This is a genomic window from Leclercia adecarboxylata (genome assembly GCF_006171285.1).
GTDB classification, from domain to species: Bacteria; Pseudomonadota; Gammaproteobacteria; order Enterobacterales; family Enterobacteriaceae; genus Enterobacter; species Enterobacter barmai.
Window position 1 is genome coordinate 4,936,546 of record NZ_CP040889.1, and the last position, 14,198, is coordinate 4,950,743.

Annotated in this window: 11 protein-coding genes; 2 read left to right on the forward strand and 9 right to left on the reverse strand. The window is 50.8% G+C overall.

Going from position 1 to position 14,198, the window contains the following annotated elements:
• Nucleotides 1–48: 48 nt before the first annotated feature.
• The 6 genes from oppF to FHN83_RS25365 form a co-directional block, all read right to left on the reverse strand.
• Nucleotides 49–1,053, reverse strand: coding sequence for a murein tripeptide/oligopeptide ABC transporter ATP-binding protein OppF (oppF, locus tag FHN83_RS25340; RefSeq protein ID WP_039030678.1), 1,005 nt, complete (start codon nucleotides 1,051–1,053; stop codon nucleotides 49–51).
• Entirely contained in the window at nucleotides 1,050–2,063 is a 1,014-nt protein-coding gene (locus FHN83_RS25345) for an ABC transporter ATP-binding protein (protein WP_039030679.1), read from the reverse strand. Before FHN83_RS25345 ends, oppF begins: the two co-directional genes overlap by 4 nt.
• An 11-nt stretch (nucleotides 2,064–2,074) precedes the next feature.
• The gene (gene oppC, locus FHN83_RS25350) at nucleotides 2,075–2,983 is read right to left on the reverse strand and encodes an oligopeptide ABC transporter permease OppC (RefSeq protein WP_039030680.1); all 909 of its coding nucleotides are present in this window, start codon (nucleotides 2,981–2,983) and stop codon (nucleotides 2,075–2,077) included.
• A gap of 14 nt (nucleotides 2,984–2,997) precedes the next feature.
• Entirely contained in the window at nucleotides 2,998–3,918 is a 921-nt protein-coding gene (gene oppB / locus FHN83_RS25355) for an oligopeptide ABC transporter permease OppB (RefSeq protein WP_039030681.1), read from the reverse strand.
• A gap of 85 nt (nucleotides 3,919–4,003) precedes the next feature.
• A complete protein-coding gene (gene oppA, locus FHN83_RS25360) occupies nucleotides 4,004–5,635 on the reverse strand; it encodes an oligopeptide ABC transporter substrate-binding protein OppA (protein ID WP_139565334.1) in 1,632 nt (543 codons plus the stop codon).
• Between the two features lie 776 nt (nucleotides 5,636–6,411).
• Nucleotides 6,412–7,059, reverse strand: a complete 648-nt coding sequence (locus FHN83_RS25365) for a YchE family NAAT transporter (protein WP_039030683.1) — start codon at nucleotides 7,057–7,059, stop codon at nucleotides 6,412–6,414.
• Between the two features lie 475 nt (nucleotides 7,060–7,534).
• Between FHN83_RS25365 and adhE the strand changes: the two genes are divergently transcribed.
• The gene (adhE, locus tag FHN83_RS25370) at nucleotides 7,535–10,210 is read left to right on the forward strand and encodes a bifunctional acetaldehyde-CoA/alcohol dehydrogenase (RefSeq protein ID WP_139565335.1); all 2,676 of its coding nucleotides are present in this window, start codon (nucleotides 7,535–7,537) and stop codon (nucleotides 10,208–10,210) included.
• Nucleotides 10,211–10,273: 63 nt separating this feature from the next.
• Here adhE and tdk read toward each other — a convergent pair whose 3' ends face one another.
• Entirely contained in the window at nucleotides 10,274–10,888 is a 615-nt protein-coding gene (gene tdk / locus FHN83_RS25375) for a thymidine kinase (RefSeq protein ID WP_139565336.1), read from the reverse strand.
• 536 nt (nucleotides 10,889–11,424) lie between these two features.
• Between tdk and hns the strand changes: the two genes are divergently transcribed.
• The gene (gene hns / locus FHN83_RS25380) at nucleotides 11,425–11,838 is read left to right on the forward strand and encodes a histone-like nucleoid-structuring protein H-NS (protein WP_039030686.1); all 414 of its coding nucleotides are present in this window, start codon (nucleotides 11,425–11,427) and stop codon (nucleotides 11,836–11,838) included.
• Between the two features lie 202 nt (nucleotides 11,839–12,040).
• Here the strand turns inward: hns and galU are convergent, their stop codons facing one another.
• Nucleotides 12,041–12,949: a UTP--glucose-1-phosphate uridylyltransferase GalU gene (gene galU, locus FHN83_RS25385; RefSeq protein ID WP_039030687.1), complete on the reverse strand. Its 909-nt coding sequence runs from the start codon at nucleotides 12,947–12,949 to the stop codon at nucleotides 12,041–12,043.
• 201 nt (nucleotides 12,950–13,150) lie between these two features.
• Nucleotides 13,151–14,164 (reverse strand): two-component system response regulator RssB, encoded by a 1,014-nt coding sequence (gene rssB, locus FHN83_RS25390; protein WP_039030688.1) that lies wholly within the window; start codon nucleotides 14,162–14,164, stop codon nucleotides 13,151–13,153.
• Nucleotides 14,165–14,198 lie beyond the last annotated feature (34 nt).

Sequence of the window (14,198 nt, forward strand, 5' to 3'; positions counted from 1 at the left end):
AATAAAAAAAGGCTGCAAATGCAGCCTTTTTTATTACCTGTTATCCACTCAGAGCGGATCGACCTTCAGGCAGGAGACCGCATGGCGGAAGCTGCCTTCCAGCACCGGACGCGTCTTCGCGCACTCCGGCCCGGCAATCGGACAGCGGGTACGGAACACACAGCCGGACGGCGGATTGATCGGCGACGGCAGTTCCCCTTCCAGCAGCTGAATCGTTTTATTCTGCTCGAGGTCAGGATCCGGCACCGGCACCGCAGACATCAGCGCTTTGGTGTAAGGGTGTAACGGGTTGTGATAGACCTCATCATAGGTGCCCAGCTCAACCGCATGGCCTAGATACATCACCAGTACGCGATCGGAGATGTGCTTCACCACCGCCAGGTCGTGCGCGATGAAGATCAGCGACAGGCCCATCTCTCGCTGCAGCTTTTGCAGCAGGTTAACTACCTGCGCCTGGATGGACACGTCCAGGGCGGAGACCGGTTCGTCGCAGATGATCAGTTTCGGCTCGAGGATCAGCGCGCGGGCAATACCGATACGCTGACACTGGCCGCCAGAGAACTCGTGCGGATAGCGGTTGATGAGGTTAGGCAGCAGGCCCACTTTCATCATCATCGCCTTAACACGGTCACGCACTTCTGTACGAGGCATCTTCGGATGATAGGTGCGCAGCGGCTCGGCGATGATCTCCCCGATGGTCATACGCGGGTTCAGTGATGCCAGCGGATCCTGGAAAATCATCTGGATGTCGCTGCGCACTTCGCGCCACTCATCCGGTTTCATCCCCAGCAGATCTTTACCCAGCCAGGCCACTTTGCCGTCGGTGGCTTTCACCAGGCCGATAATGGCGCGGGCGAAGGTGGATTTACCGCAGCCCGACTCACCCACCACGCCGAGGGTTTCCCCTTCGTACAGACGCAGGGTCACGCCGTCCACCGCTTTCAGGGTTTTGGCCGGCTGCCAGAACCACTGCTTGCCATCCTTAATGTCGAAATGCACCTTCAGATCGGCGATTTCGAGCAGAACATTTCTTTTTTCGTCGGTCGCGTTCATACCAGCTCCTCGTACGGCTTAAAGCAGGCGCGCAGACGGCCTGGGGCAAACTCTTCCAGCGGCGGAGCGCTGTTGCAGATTTCCATCGCGTGCGGGCACCGCGGCTGGAACGGACAGCCCTTCGGCAGACGCAGCAGGTTTGGCGGGTTGCCTGGAATGGTCAGCAGCGACTCCCCTTCCGCATCAAGACGCGGTACCGCATTCAGCAGGCCAATAGAGTACGGGTGCGCCGGATGGTAGAACACATCGCGCGCTTTACCGTACTCCATAGTACGACCGGCATACATCACCAGCACCTTGTCGCAGATCCCGGCCACGACGCCCAGATCGTGGGTAATCATGATGATCGCGGTGTTAAACTCGCGCTTCAGCTCATTCAGCAGGGTCATGATCTGCGCCTGAACGGTCACGTCCAGTGCGGTGGTGGGTTCATCGGCAATCAGCAGTTTTGGCCGGCACAGCAGGGCCATGGCGATCATCACGCGCTGGCGCATCCCGCCGGAAAACTCGTGCGGGAACATGCGCATGCGCTTACGCGCTTCCGGCATTTTCACCGCATCCAGCATCTTCACCGACTCTTCAAAGGCTTCGCCTTTGCCCATCCCTTTGTGCAGCATCAGCACTTCCATCAGCTGCTCGCCCACACGCATGTACGGGTTCAGGGAGGTCATTGGATCCTGGAAAATCATCGAGATCTGCTCGGCGCGCAGCTTGTTCAGCTCGTTTTCCGGCAGGTTAAGGATCTGTTTGCCGTTAAAGAGCGCAGATCCGCCGATAACACCGTTTTGTGCCAGCAGGCCCATCAGCGCGAACGCCGTCTGGGATTTACCGGAACCGGATTCACCCACGATACCCAGCGTTTCGCCAGCACGCAGGCTGAAGTTAAGATCGTTTACCGCGGTCACGTCGCCATCGGGCGTTTTGAAGGTAACGCGCAGATCTTTCACATCCAGCAGAAGGTTGCTCTGCTGATGCGCTTGTGGGGCAGATGCCGTTTCAATAATAGTCATGGCGGCACTCCTTAACGGTCTTTCGGATCGAGGGCATCACGCAGGCCATCGCCGATAAAGTTGAAACAAAACAGTGTCACCACCAGGAAACCCGCCGGGAACAGCAGCAGCCACGGTGAAACTTCCATAGAGTTGGCGCCATCACTCAACAGCGCACCCCAGCTGCTCAGCGGCTCCTGGGTACCCAGGCCGAGGAAGCTCAGGAAAGATTCAAACAGGATCATGCTCGGCACCAGCAGGGAGGCATACACCACCACTACGCCCAGCACGTTCGGCACGATGTGGCGAACCACGATATTGCCGGTAGAGACCCCGCCGACCTGCGCCGCTTCGATAAACTCTTTGCGCTTCAGACTCAGGGTCTGACCGCGAACGATACGCGCCATATCCAGCCACGACACCATGCCGATGGCCACGAAGATCAGCAGAATGTTCTGGCCGAAGAAGGTCACCAGCAGGATGACGAAGAACATAAACGGGAAGGAGTTGAGGATCTCCAGAATACGCATCATCACCGAGTCGACTTTACCGCCGAGGTAGCCGGACAGCGATCCGTATAAAGTCCCCAGAATTACCGCAACGAAGGCCGCCGCGATCCCGACCATCAACGAAATGCGTCCACCGATGGCCACACGCACCAGCAGGTCGCGCCCGGAGGAGTCGGTACCAAAGTAGTGGCCCGATTCGGTATCCGGCGCGCTGGACATCATGCCCCAGTCGGTATCGAAGTAGGTGAACTGAGACAGCATCGGCGCCAGCGTCACAAACAGAGCGATAATGACCAGCACAATCAGGCTGGCAACCGCTGCACGGTTGTGCATAAAGCGACGGCGGGCATCCTGCCAGAGACTACGCCCCTCGACTTCGAGTTTTTCACTGAAGTTTTCCAGCGCCTCGCTGTTTTTCTTACTTAACATCATGGCGAGCTCCAGTGTCAGTAGCGAATTTTCGGATCGATAACGGCATACAGCACGTCGACGATCGCGTTAAAGAAGATGGTGAGCGCGCCAACAAGAATGGTCAGACTCAATACCAGAGAGTAGTCGCGGTTAAGGGCGCCGTTAACGAACAGCTGGCCGATACCCGGCAGACCATAGATGGTTTCGATAACCATTGAACCGGTGATGATCCCGACAAACGCTGGGCCCAGGTAAGAGAGCACCGGCAGGAGCGCTGGCTTTAACGCGTGACGGAAGATAATGCGGCGCATCGGCAGCCCTTTCGCGCGGGCGGTGCGGATGAAGTTAGAGTGCAGCACTTCAATCATCGAACCACGGGTAATACGCGAAATACTGGCGATATAGGCGAGAGACAGCGCTACCATCGGCAGGATCATGTACTGCAGCGCCCCGCCGTTCCAGCCGCCGCCGGGCAGCCATTTCAGGGTGATGGCAAATATCATTACCAGTAAGGGTGCGACGACAAAACTCGGTATGACGACGCCGGTCATTGCCACCCCCATCACGGCGTAATCCCATTTGGTATTTTGATTAAGCGCGGCAATAACGCCCGCCGTCACGCCAAGAATAACGGCCAGTAAAAATGCCGCGGCGCCTAATTTTGCCGAAACGGGGAAGCTCGAAGCCACCAGGTCGTTTACGGAATAATCTTTGTATTTAAATGACGGACCAAAATCACCGTGGGCCAGCTGTTTCAGATAGTTGAAATACTGGGTGGAGATAGGATCGTTTAAATGATATTTCGCTTCGATATTCGCCATGACTTCTGGTGGCAGCGTACGTTCACCGGTGAAAGGACTTCCCGGCGCGAGACGCATCATAAAGAAGGAGATCGTTATAAGAATAAATAGCGTTGGGATCGCTTCAAGACAGCGACGTAGGATAAATTTCAACATTGCCCGTACCTTCTGGCGTGTGCCTATATAGTATTACGATGAGTAGACACCGTGGGGCAGGCATCGCCCGCCCCACTCATTGCCATTAATGCTTGATAATATACAAGTTTTTAACGTAGATATTATCCATCGGGTCTTTCCCGGTATATCCACCTACCCACGGTTTGACCAGACGGGCGTTCACGTAGTAGTAAACCGGCACGATTGCAGAGTCTTTATCGAGCTGCTGTTCTGCTTTCGCATACAGGTCAGCACGCTGCGCTTCGTCAGTGACTTTCAGGGTATCGCCAATCAGCTTGTCGAACTCTGGGCTTTTATAGTGCGCGGTGTTGTTCGAGCTGTCGCTCAGCATGGTGTTCAGGAAGGAGGTCGGTTCATTGTAGTCCGCACACCAGCCTGCACGCGCCACATCAAAGGTGCCCTGATGACGGCTGTCGAGGAAGGTTTTCCACTCCTGGTTTTCCAGCTTCACGTTCGCACCCAGGTTTTTCTTCCAGATGGAGGAGACGGCGATAGCCAGTTTCTTATGCAGGTCAGAGGTGTTGTACAGCAGGTTAAAGGTCAACGGTTTCTCAGCGGTATAACCGGCTTCGGCCAGCAGTTTCTTCGCTTCTTCGTTACGTTTTTCCTGTGACCAGCCGAACCACTCTGGCTGGGTCAGTTTTGCGCCATCGGTATACGGTGGGGTGTAGCTGTACGCCGGCAGGTCGCCCTGGTTTTTCACTTTATTAACGATGATGTCGCGATCCAGTGCCAGTTTCAGAGCGGTACGAACGCGAACGTCATTGAATGGCGCTTTCTGGTTGTTGATCTCGTAGTAATAGGTGCAGAGGTACGGGTCAACGTGTACTTCAGCCGGGATCTCTTTTTTCAGCTTCTGGAACAGTTCAATCGGCATGTTGTTATAGGTCATGTCGATTTCGCCGCTGCGATAGCGGTTAACGTCGGTCACTTCAGATGAGATTGGCAGGTAGGTTACCTGATTGATAACGGTTTTTGCGTTATCCCAGTAGTTGGTATTACGCTCGAGGTCGATACGTTCGTTAACAACCCAGGCTTTCAGCTTATAGGCGCCGTTGGTCACGATATTGGCAGGCTGAGTCCACTTCTCGCCGAATTTCTGAACCGCGGCTTTCGGAACCGGGGAAACGGACGGGTGAACCAGCAGCTTATAGAAATACGGAACCGGCTCGCTCAGGGTCACTTCGAAGGTGTTGTCATCGATCGCTTTTACGCCGAGGTCGGTAACAGGTTTTTTGCCAGTGATGATGTCGTCGATATTGGCGATATGGCCATACTGCAGATAGCTCGCATAAGGAGAGGCGGTGTTTGGATCCGCCAGGCGCTGCCAGCTATAAACGAAATCTTGTGCGGTGACCGGGGAACCGTCAGACCATTTTGCGTCTTTACGCAGGTGGAAGGTCCAGACTTTACCGTCTTTGTTTTCCCATTTTTCAGCGACACCCGCAACCGGGTGGCCGTCTACGTCAGAGACCAGCAGACCTTCGAACAGATCGCGGTTAACGTTAGACTCAGGTACACCTTCAATTTTGTGCGGGTCCAGAGACTGGACTTCAGCACCGTTGTTACGGACCAGCGTTTGCTTCTCCGCCAGTTGGACCCCAGCAGGTACGTCAGCAGCCATTGCAACGTTGCCTGCGATTAGCGCAGTTAAGATCCCCGCAGCGACCAGACTTTTTTTTGTGATGATGGACATTGTGTTGATACTCCACTCTTTATAATTACTGGTTTTTTACCAGCCTGTTTAATTCCCCTTTTTGGGGTTCCCTGACAACGTAGGAGTTTATGCTGCCGTCAGGCGTTTTTTTTTACTTCTTGCTATCACCGACTTTACTATTACTGGCGACTCGTCTGGCCGCCTTGCGTCGATTTGTGACACGCCTCCCCTGTCGAGGCGTGTATTAATTCTTATAGGTCAGAATCGTTAATGAAAAAGATTCTCAACTAAAGGAATTACGCTGAAATGGAATGGCCGGAAAGTACCAAATGGCTTACTTAGGTGCCAATACATTTTGCAAATTTGTTAACCAATTCTCTTTTACGAAAGTTACCGTAACGCTGTGGGCTACCCTGCCGCGCATCAAAAGCGGGAAAAGTTACCGCTATTCAATGGGATGTTGAAAATGTTATCGATGACTGCCTGGCGCTGCCAGAGACGAACCGTTATTTGTACAAAAAATTAACAACTGTCTATTATTTAGCACATTCATCTAAATCATTCAGCAAATTACTAATATCATCTCAGTAATCTTGCAGCAAGCCCCAGAGTATCGTGTGAGTAAAATAACAGTCGCATTGCGCGGATTGTGACCAAAGTAGTTGGAAGGTATTTGTTAACCCTTTGAAAAATAACAAAACAAAATTATTAATAAAATTTATTATAGATAGAGCGATTTTCAACTTTCATTATATGATTTGCTGATAATGACAAAAAAAACGGAGCCACAGGCTCCGCTCTTTCGTTTGAAATGGCTAACTGAGTAAACCCGGGAAAATGGATTTCAGACCGGTAACAATAAATTCGATCCCCAACGCCATCAGCAACAGACCCATAATTCGGGTAATAACGTTAATGCCGGTCTGCCCCAGTAGACGCACCAGCCAGGGTGCGAGACGGAATACCCCCCAGCAGCAGAACGCAAACAGCGCGATGGCTACCGAGAAGCCAACCAGATGCATAAGATTATGGTAGCGCGTTCCCCATACGATAGTGGAGCTGATTGCCCCCGGTCCCGCCATTAATGGCAGCGCCAGCGGTACTACACCAATACTCTCGCGGATGGCGGTTTCTGATTTCTCCTGCTTGTTTTGTTTGTCCTCACCCAGCTTGCCGCTGATCATTGACATTGCAATAGTCACCACGAGGATCCCGCCGGCAATTCTGAACGAATCAATGGAGATGCCAAAAATTTGCAATATTGAATCGCCAAGATAGAGCGAGGTCAGCAGGATGATTGCCACCGACAAATTTGCCGTCAGGTTGGTTTTATTCCTGGCCACAGCGGTTTGATAGCTGGTCATACTGATAAACACGGGGATGATGCCCACCGGGTTCACCAGCGCAAACAGGCCGATGAAAAACTTAAAATAGGTTGGAAAATCAAAGAGCGATAGGCTCACTGTTAGCTCCGCTGATAAGCAAGACGTAATATAAAATGTGGCAACAACAATAACCGCGCAGAAGATACGCCTTTTATGCCTGCCTTTCATCACATTAATGCTAAATATAGTGATGTTGCACTGTAAAATATTTGTGTACTTTATAGGTGCTTATGGTTCAATTAGTTTTGCAATTATTTAACATCTGACGAAATGCCCCAAAATACCCCTGCTGAAAGGTATCAGCTTATGGATAAATTGATACAGATCATGTTTTCGGTACTCAGAAGTGAGTAATCTTGATTACGCCACCACGGAGATGCAGAGTCTGACCCAGGCTACTGATAGGAGGCTCTTTTAGTAAATCAGGGGAAAGATAAAAACGTTAACACCTTGTTTTTATGTAATTAAAGCAAGTGGCAATGACGCTGACTATACTGTTTTCTTGTCGAGCAGCTGATTTACTAAAAGAGTTTAACATTATCAGGAGAGCATTATGGCTGTTACTAATGTCGCTGAACTTAACGCACTTGTAGAGCGCGTAAAAAAAGCCCAGCGTGAATATGCCAATTTCACCCAAGAACAGGTTGATAAAATCTTCCGCGCCGCCGCCCTGGCTGCTGCAGATGCTCGAATCCCTCTCGCTAAAATGGCCGTTGCCGAATCCGGTATGGGTATCGTTGAAGATAAAGTGATTAAAAACCACTTTGCTTCTGAGTATATCTACAACGCCTATAAAGATGAGAAGACTTGTGGCGTCCTGTCAGAAGATGACACCTTCGGAACCATCACCATCGCTGAGCCAATCGGTATCATCTGCGGTATCGTTCCAACTACCAACCCAACTTCTACCGCTATCTTCAAATCGCTGATCAGCCTGAAGACGCGTAACGCAATCATTTTCTCTCCACACCCACGTGCTAAAGATGCAACCAACAAAGCTGCGGATATCGTTCTGCAAGCGGCGATCGCTGCAGGTGCACCGAAAGATCTGATCGGCTGGATCGATCAGCCTTCTGTGGAGCTGTCTAACGCACTGATGCACCACCCGGACATCAACCTGATCCTTGCGACCGGTGGTCCAGGTATGGTTAAAGCAGCTTATAGCTCCGGTAAACCGGCTATCGGCGTAGGTGCAGGTAACACCCCTGTTGTTATCGACGAAACCGCCGATATCAAACGTGCTGTCGCTTCTGTACTGATGTCTAAAACCTTCGATAACGGCGTAATCTGTGCTTCCGAGCAGTCCGTTGTTGTTGTTGACTCCGTATACGATGCCGTTCGCGAACGCTTCGCCAGCCACGGCGGCTACCTGCTGCAGGGCAAAGAGCTGAAAGCTGTTCAGGACATCATCCTGAAAAATGGCGCACTGAACGCCGCCATCGTCGGTCAGCCAGCGTACAAAATCGCTGAACTGGCAGGTTTCACCGTTCCAGCCAGCACTAAGATCCTGATTGGCGAAGTGAAAATCGTTGATGAAAGCGAGCCGTTTGCGCACGAAAAACTGTCTCCGACCCTGGCAATGTACCGCGCGAAAGATTTTGAAGACGCGCTCGTTAAAGCTGAGAAACTGGTTGCGATGGGCGGTATCGGTCATACCTCCTGCCTGTATACCGACCAGGATAACCAGCCAGAACGTGTTGCTCACTTCGGTCAGATGATGAAAACTGCCCGTATCCTGATCAATACCCCTGCTTCTCAGGGTGGTATCGGTGACCTGTATAACTTCAAACTCGCGCCTTCCCTGACTCTGGGTTGTGGTTCATGGGGTGGTAACTCCATCTCTGAGAACGTTGGTCCTAAGCACCTGATCAACAAGAAAACCGTTGCTAAGCGAGCTGAAAACATGTTGTGGCATAAACTTCCGAAATCTATCTACTTCCGCCGTGGCTCCCTGCCAATCGCGCTGGATGAAGTGATTACTGATGGCCACAAACGTGCGCTCATCGTGACTGACCGCTTCCTGTTCAACAACGGCTACGCAGACCAGATCACCTCTGTTCTGAAAGCAGCTGGCGTAGAAACTGAAGTGTTCTTCGAAGTTGAAGCTGACCCTACCCTGTCCGTTGTGCGTAAAGGCGCAGAGCTGGCAAACTCCTTCAAACCAGACGTGATCATCGCGCTGGGCGGCGGCTCCCCAATGGACGCAGCCAAAATTATGTGGGTAATGTACGAGCACCCTGAAACGCACTTCGAAGAACTGGCGCTGCGCTTTATGGATATCCGTAAACGTATCTACAAGTTCCCGAAAATGGGCGTGAAAGCGAAAATGATCGCCGTCACCACCACTTCCGGTACCGGTTCTGAAGTGACTCCGTTTGCCGTTGTAACCGACGATGCAACCGGTCAGAAATACCCACTGGCAGACTACGCTCTGACGCCGGATATGGCGATTGTCGATGCCAACCTGGTTATGGAGATGCCGAAATCACTCTGTGCATTCGGTGGTCTTGATGCGGTAACTCACGCCCTGGAAGCCTATGTTTCTGTACTGGCGTCTGAGTTCTCCGACGGTCAGGCTCTGCAGGCACTGAAACTGCTGAAAGAGAACCTGCCAGCGTCCTATAACGAAGGCTCTAAAAACCCGGTTGCCCGTGAGCGTGTGCACAGTGCTGCCACCATCGCCGGTATCGCGTTTGCTAACGCCTTCCTGGGCGTGTGTCACTCCATGGCGCACAAGCTGGGTTCACAGTTCCACATTCCTCACGGTCTGGCGAACGCCCTGCTGATTTCTAACGTTATCCGTTACAACGCGAACGATAACCCAACCAAGCAGACTGCATTCAGCCAGTACGACCGTCCACAGGCTCGTCGTCGCTACGCAGAAATCGCTGATCACCTGGGCCTTAGCGCTCCTGGTGACCGCACTGCAGCGAAAATCGAGAAGCTGCTGGCATGGCTGGAAAGCCTGAAAGCTGAACTGGGTATTCCTAAGTCAATCCGTGAAGCAGGCGTTCAGGAAGCTGACTTCCTGGCTCACGTTGACAAGCTGTCTGAAGATGCCTTCGATGACCAGTGTACTGGTGCGAACCCGCGCTACCCACTGATTGCCGAGCTGAAACAGATCCTGCTGGATACCTACTACGGCCGTGAATACTCTGAAGGTGTGGTTGCTGCACCTGCAGTGGAAGCCCTGGTGAAAGCGGATAAGAAAGCGAAGAAAAGCGCTTAATTAATCGCTCAATAAAAAACCCGCTTCGGCGGGTTTTTTTATGTCTGTTAAGAAACAGGGATGTTAGCGGCGAAAGGCGTCCTGAATCGCCGTCAGAGAGCCTGTGACCAGCGCCTCTTTGTAATGCTTACGACAGACGGATACATAGCGCTCATTGCCGCCAATAACCACCTGCTCGCCTTCCGCATAGGGTTTACCCGACTGATCGAGGCGCAGCACCATACTCGCTTTACGCCCGCAGAAGCAGATGGTTTTTAATTCCACCAGTTTGTCTGACCAGGCTAGCAAATACTGGCTACCGATAAATAACTCGCCGCGAAAATCAGTACGCAAGCCATAACAGAGCACCGGTATATCCAGCTCATCAACCACTTCTGAAAGCTCATGTACCTGCTGACGCGTTAGAAACTGGCTTTCATCTACCAGCACGCAATGCACCGCCTGATCGGCGGCTTCTGCTCGAATTTCATCCAGCAGATTGGTTAGTGGGTTAAATAGCCTGGCGGGTGAAGAAAGGCCAATTCGGGAGCTGACCTTCCCGGTGCCAAAGCGGTCATCGATTTCAGCGGTGTACACCACCGTGCGCATCCCACGCTCCTGGTAATTGTAGGAGGATTGCAGTAATGCGGTCGACTTACCTGCGTTCATTGCTGAATAGTAGAAATACAGTTGTGCCATTGGCCCTTAAACCCTAATCAATGTGTATTATTACCGATGCGCGATTGTACCATATTTTGTCGGGTCTTCCGTGCTCCAGCGCTGTTTACCGGGATTTCAGAAGATTTTATCCCTTAACAAGGATATAGGGATCATACTAAAAAGAGGAAATATCTGAGCTTTATCACCGTGCTAAGTTCAGGAAAAACCTCTTATTTTAATGTCGTCACAGGGTTCAAAATGAATCAATAATAATTAACCATTTTGGCGAGAAACCGTGTTTTCAGTACTAATACGAAAGGTTGATATTTATCCTGAGAAACAATAAACCCTGACAAAATTGCAGACGAAAAAGAGTTCACCGTCAGGTTTACAACGCATCATTGGATAACCGGGGTTACCTTTTGCCCTACCAAATTTAAGTTGGCTTAATTATTAATAGCGTCGAATATTAGGTATTTTTGAATTCCTTACATTATGACCTATTGCATATATCAATTTATGCCTCTATTATTACTTCAACAACCCCCCCACATTATAAGTTTGAGATTACTACAATGAGCGAAGCACTTAAAATTCTGAACAACATCCGTACTCTCCGTGCCCAGGCGAGAGAATGTACTCTGGAAACGCTTGAAGAAATGCTGGAGAAATTAGAAGTCGTTGTTAACGAGCGCCGTGAAGAAGAAAACGCTGCTGCTGCTGAAATCGAAGAGCGTACGCGTAAACTGCAGCAATATCGTGAAATGCTGATCGCAGATGGTATTGATCCAAACGAATTGCTGAACAGCATGGCTGCCGCTAAAACCGGTACTAAAGCTAAACGCGCTGCGCGTCCTGCTAAATATAGCTACATCGACGAGAACGGCGAATCTAAAACCTGGACTGGCCAGGGTCGTACTCCAGCTGTTATCAAAAAAGCCATGGATGAGCAAGGTAAACAACTGGACGACTTCCTGATTCAGGAATAAGTCAGAAACTTATCCGAAAAATCCCGCTTAATGCGGGATTTTTTATGCCTTTATTTTATACAGTGTGACATTCTGTTACATGCTGTCATAACGATTGAACCAGATTATTCTCGTGCCCTGGTAAGAAACGCCTTAAAAAGGCCATAAAAAAACCGGTGTAGCCTGGCTATCACCGGTTTTTGCTTAGCGCGTCATCGCAAAATTAGTTTTTAATGCCCAGCGTATCTTTCAGCCAGCCTTTAAATTCCTCACCTAAAGACTGGTGACGAATACCATATTCAACGAATGCCTGCATGTAACCGAGTTTATTACCGCAGTCATGGCTCTTACCTTTCATGTGGTAAGCTTCAACGGTCTCTTTTTCGATCAGCATATCGATGGCATCGGTCAGCTGGATTTCATCCCCAGCGCCTGGAGGTGTTTTAGCCAGCAGTGGCCAAATCTCCGCGCTCAGGACGTAACGCCCTACTACAGCGAGATTAGACGGCGCTACGTCGGCTTTTGGCTTCTCAACCACGCCGACCATTGGCACGCTGTCACCCGGGTTCATGCCAACGCCTTTGCAGTCAACCACGCCATAAGCGGTAACGTCTTCAACCGGCTCAACCATGATCTGGCTGCTGCCCGTTTCGTCGAAGCGCTTAATCATTTCTGCCAGGTTATCCTGTGAGAGATCGGATTCAAACTCATCGAGAATAACGTCAGGTAAAATAACCGCTACCGGCTCGTTCCCGACGACCGGATGTGCACACAATACGGCATGGCCCAGACCTTTTGCCAGACCCTGACGAACCTGCATAATAGTCACGTGCGGCGGGCAAATAGACTGAACTTCCTGCAGAAGCTGACGCTTAACACGTTTTTCCAGCATAGCTTCAAGTTCAAAACTGGTATCGAAATGGTTTTCGATAGAGTTTTTGGATGAATGCGTTACCAGCACAATTTCAGTAATGCCAGCGGCAATACATTCGTTGACCACATACTGGATTAATGGCTTATCAACGAGTGGCAGCATCTCTTTTGGAATTGCCTTCGTTGCCGGCAGCATCCTGGTTCCCAACCCGGCAACCGGGATAACGGCCTTTGTCACTTTCGAATTTACGGCAGCCATTGAAACTCTCCTGAACTGTTCATGTTTTGAACTTTAGTCTGCATTAATAACGCGTTCAGTATATCAGCCTGAAGATGGTGTCCGGGTCTGAAAAGGACGCGCTACCGCTTAATTAGGATAAATACGAATGAAAACAGGCACCGATAGTAGCATTGCCCGTAAAACGACGGTAAAGCTATCTACCGTTTAAAATTCAACTGACTATTCTGTGGACAACATTAAGCGCAACCGTCCCCCTGTCCCCCAAATTTGGCATTGCCATGAGGTGCAGCGGTGGCTTATTTGATTAAGATAAGTATTACCTAACGTGCCTAACGGAACGCCGTTACTGACCTGAATATGATGCTCACCTGTATTAAGCGTGGCATTAAGTCCGGCAGACACCAGAATCAAATTTTTCAGGCCGCTGTGGTAATAACCGACCAGTAAAGGAAATTGACCAGGCAGACTGGCTTGTCGCAGCAGCTGGTTAACCTGTTTCAACAAGCTGCCCAACTCAGGCAGACGCTGCCCCTGGTGAGAAAGTTGTTCCTGGAGCAGGCCATTAAATAATGCCCGCAATAATAACGCCGCCAGCACGCCATTATCGCCTGCCCGGGTGACGTCCAGACAATAAAATGCCAGATCGTTTTCAGACAACGGTGCGATATCCAGCACCAGACCTGGTTGATCGGCCGCCATCAGCTGGCGGTAATTCACCTTGCACCCGGAGATGGTCTGTTGCACTGGCGGCTGAAGTTCCTGTAACAGCTTTGCTGCCGCAGATGGGTTATTGACCAGCGCATCCCAGTCCTGAAAAAGTCGCTCTTCTTCTTCAACGCGCGAATTGAACATATTGGGATAGAGGCAGGCGAGCACGGTTTCACGCAGGCGATTGAGATCTTTTACCGGCTTAAGCAATACATCCTGGACTCCAAGACGTAACGCTTTTGCGATATCGGCCATATTTTCCGTCGCGGAAATAACCAGAATCGGAAGCTGGTTACCTGCGTTACGCAGATGCTCCACCAGCTTCAGGCCATTCATACGCGGCATGGCGATGTCGCAAATCATCAAATCGGGCTTAAGCCCTACCATTATTTCCAGAGCGTCGATTCCATCAGCTGCAAGCGCGGTGGTCGCCCCCAGCGATGATAGCCATGAATCCAGTAAAGAGCGGAAAACAGGCTCGTCTTCAACTATCAGAATTTGTTTTCCGGCTAGTGGTTGTGTCATGGTCTCTCCCGGCGCTGACAATAGATAAATAGTG

Bases quoted from the DNA above. Each gene is read 5' to 3' on its own strand.
- tdk (WP_139565336.1), bottom strand. From the start codon at position 10,888: ATGGCACAACTGTATTTCTACTATTCAGCAATGAACGCAGGTAAGTCG.
- rssB (WP_039030688.1), bottom strand. From the start codon at position 14,164: ATGACACAACCACTAGCCGGAAAACAAATTCTGATAGTTGAAGACGAG.
- adhE (WP_139565335.1), top strand. From the start codon at position 7,535: ATGGCTGTTACTAATGTCGCTGAACTTAACGCACTTGTAGAGCGCGTA.
- oppC (WP_039030680.1), bottom strand. From the start codon at position 2,983: ATGATGTTAAGTAAGAAAAACAGCGAGGCGCTGGAAAACTTCAGTGAA.
- galU (WP_039030687.1), bottom strand. From the start codon at position 12,949: ATGGCTGCCGTAAATTCGAAAGTGACAAAGGCCGTTATCCCGGTTGCC.
- FHN83_RS25345 (WP_039030679.1), bottom strand. From the start codon at position 2,063: ATGACTATTATTGAAACGGCATCTGCCCCACAAGCGCATCAGCAGAGC.
- hns (WP_039030686.1), top strand. From the start codon at position 11,425: ATGAGCGAAGCACTTAAAATTCTGAACAACATCCGTACTCTCCGTGCC.
- oppF (WP_039030678.1), bottom strand. From the start codon at position 1,053: ATGAACGCGACCGACGAAAAAAGAAATGTTCTGCTCGAAATCGCCGAT.
- oppA (WP_139565334.1), bottom strand. From the start codon at position 5,635: ATGTCCATCATCACAAAAAAAAGTCTGGTCGCTGCGGGGATCTTAACT.
- oppB (WP_039030681.1), bottom strand. From the start codon at position 3,918: ATGTTGAAATTTATCCTACGTCGCTGTCTTGAAGCGATCCCAACGCTA.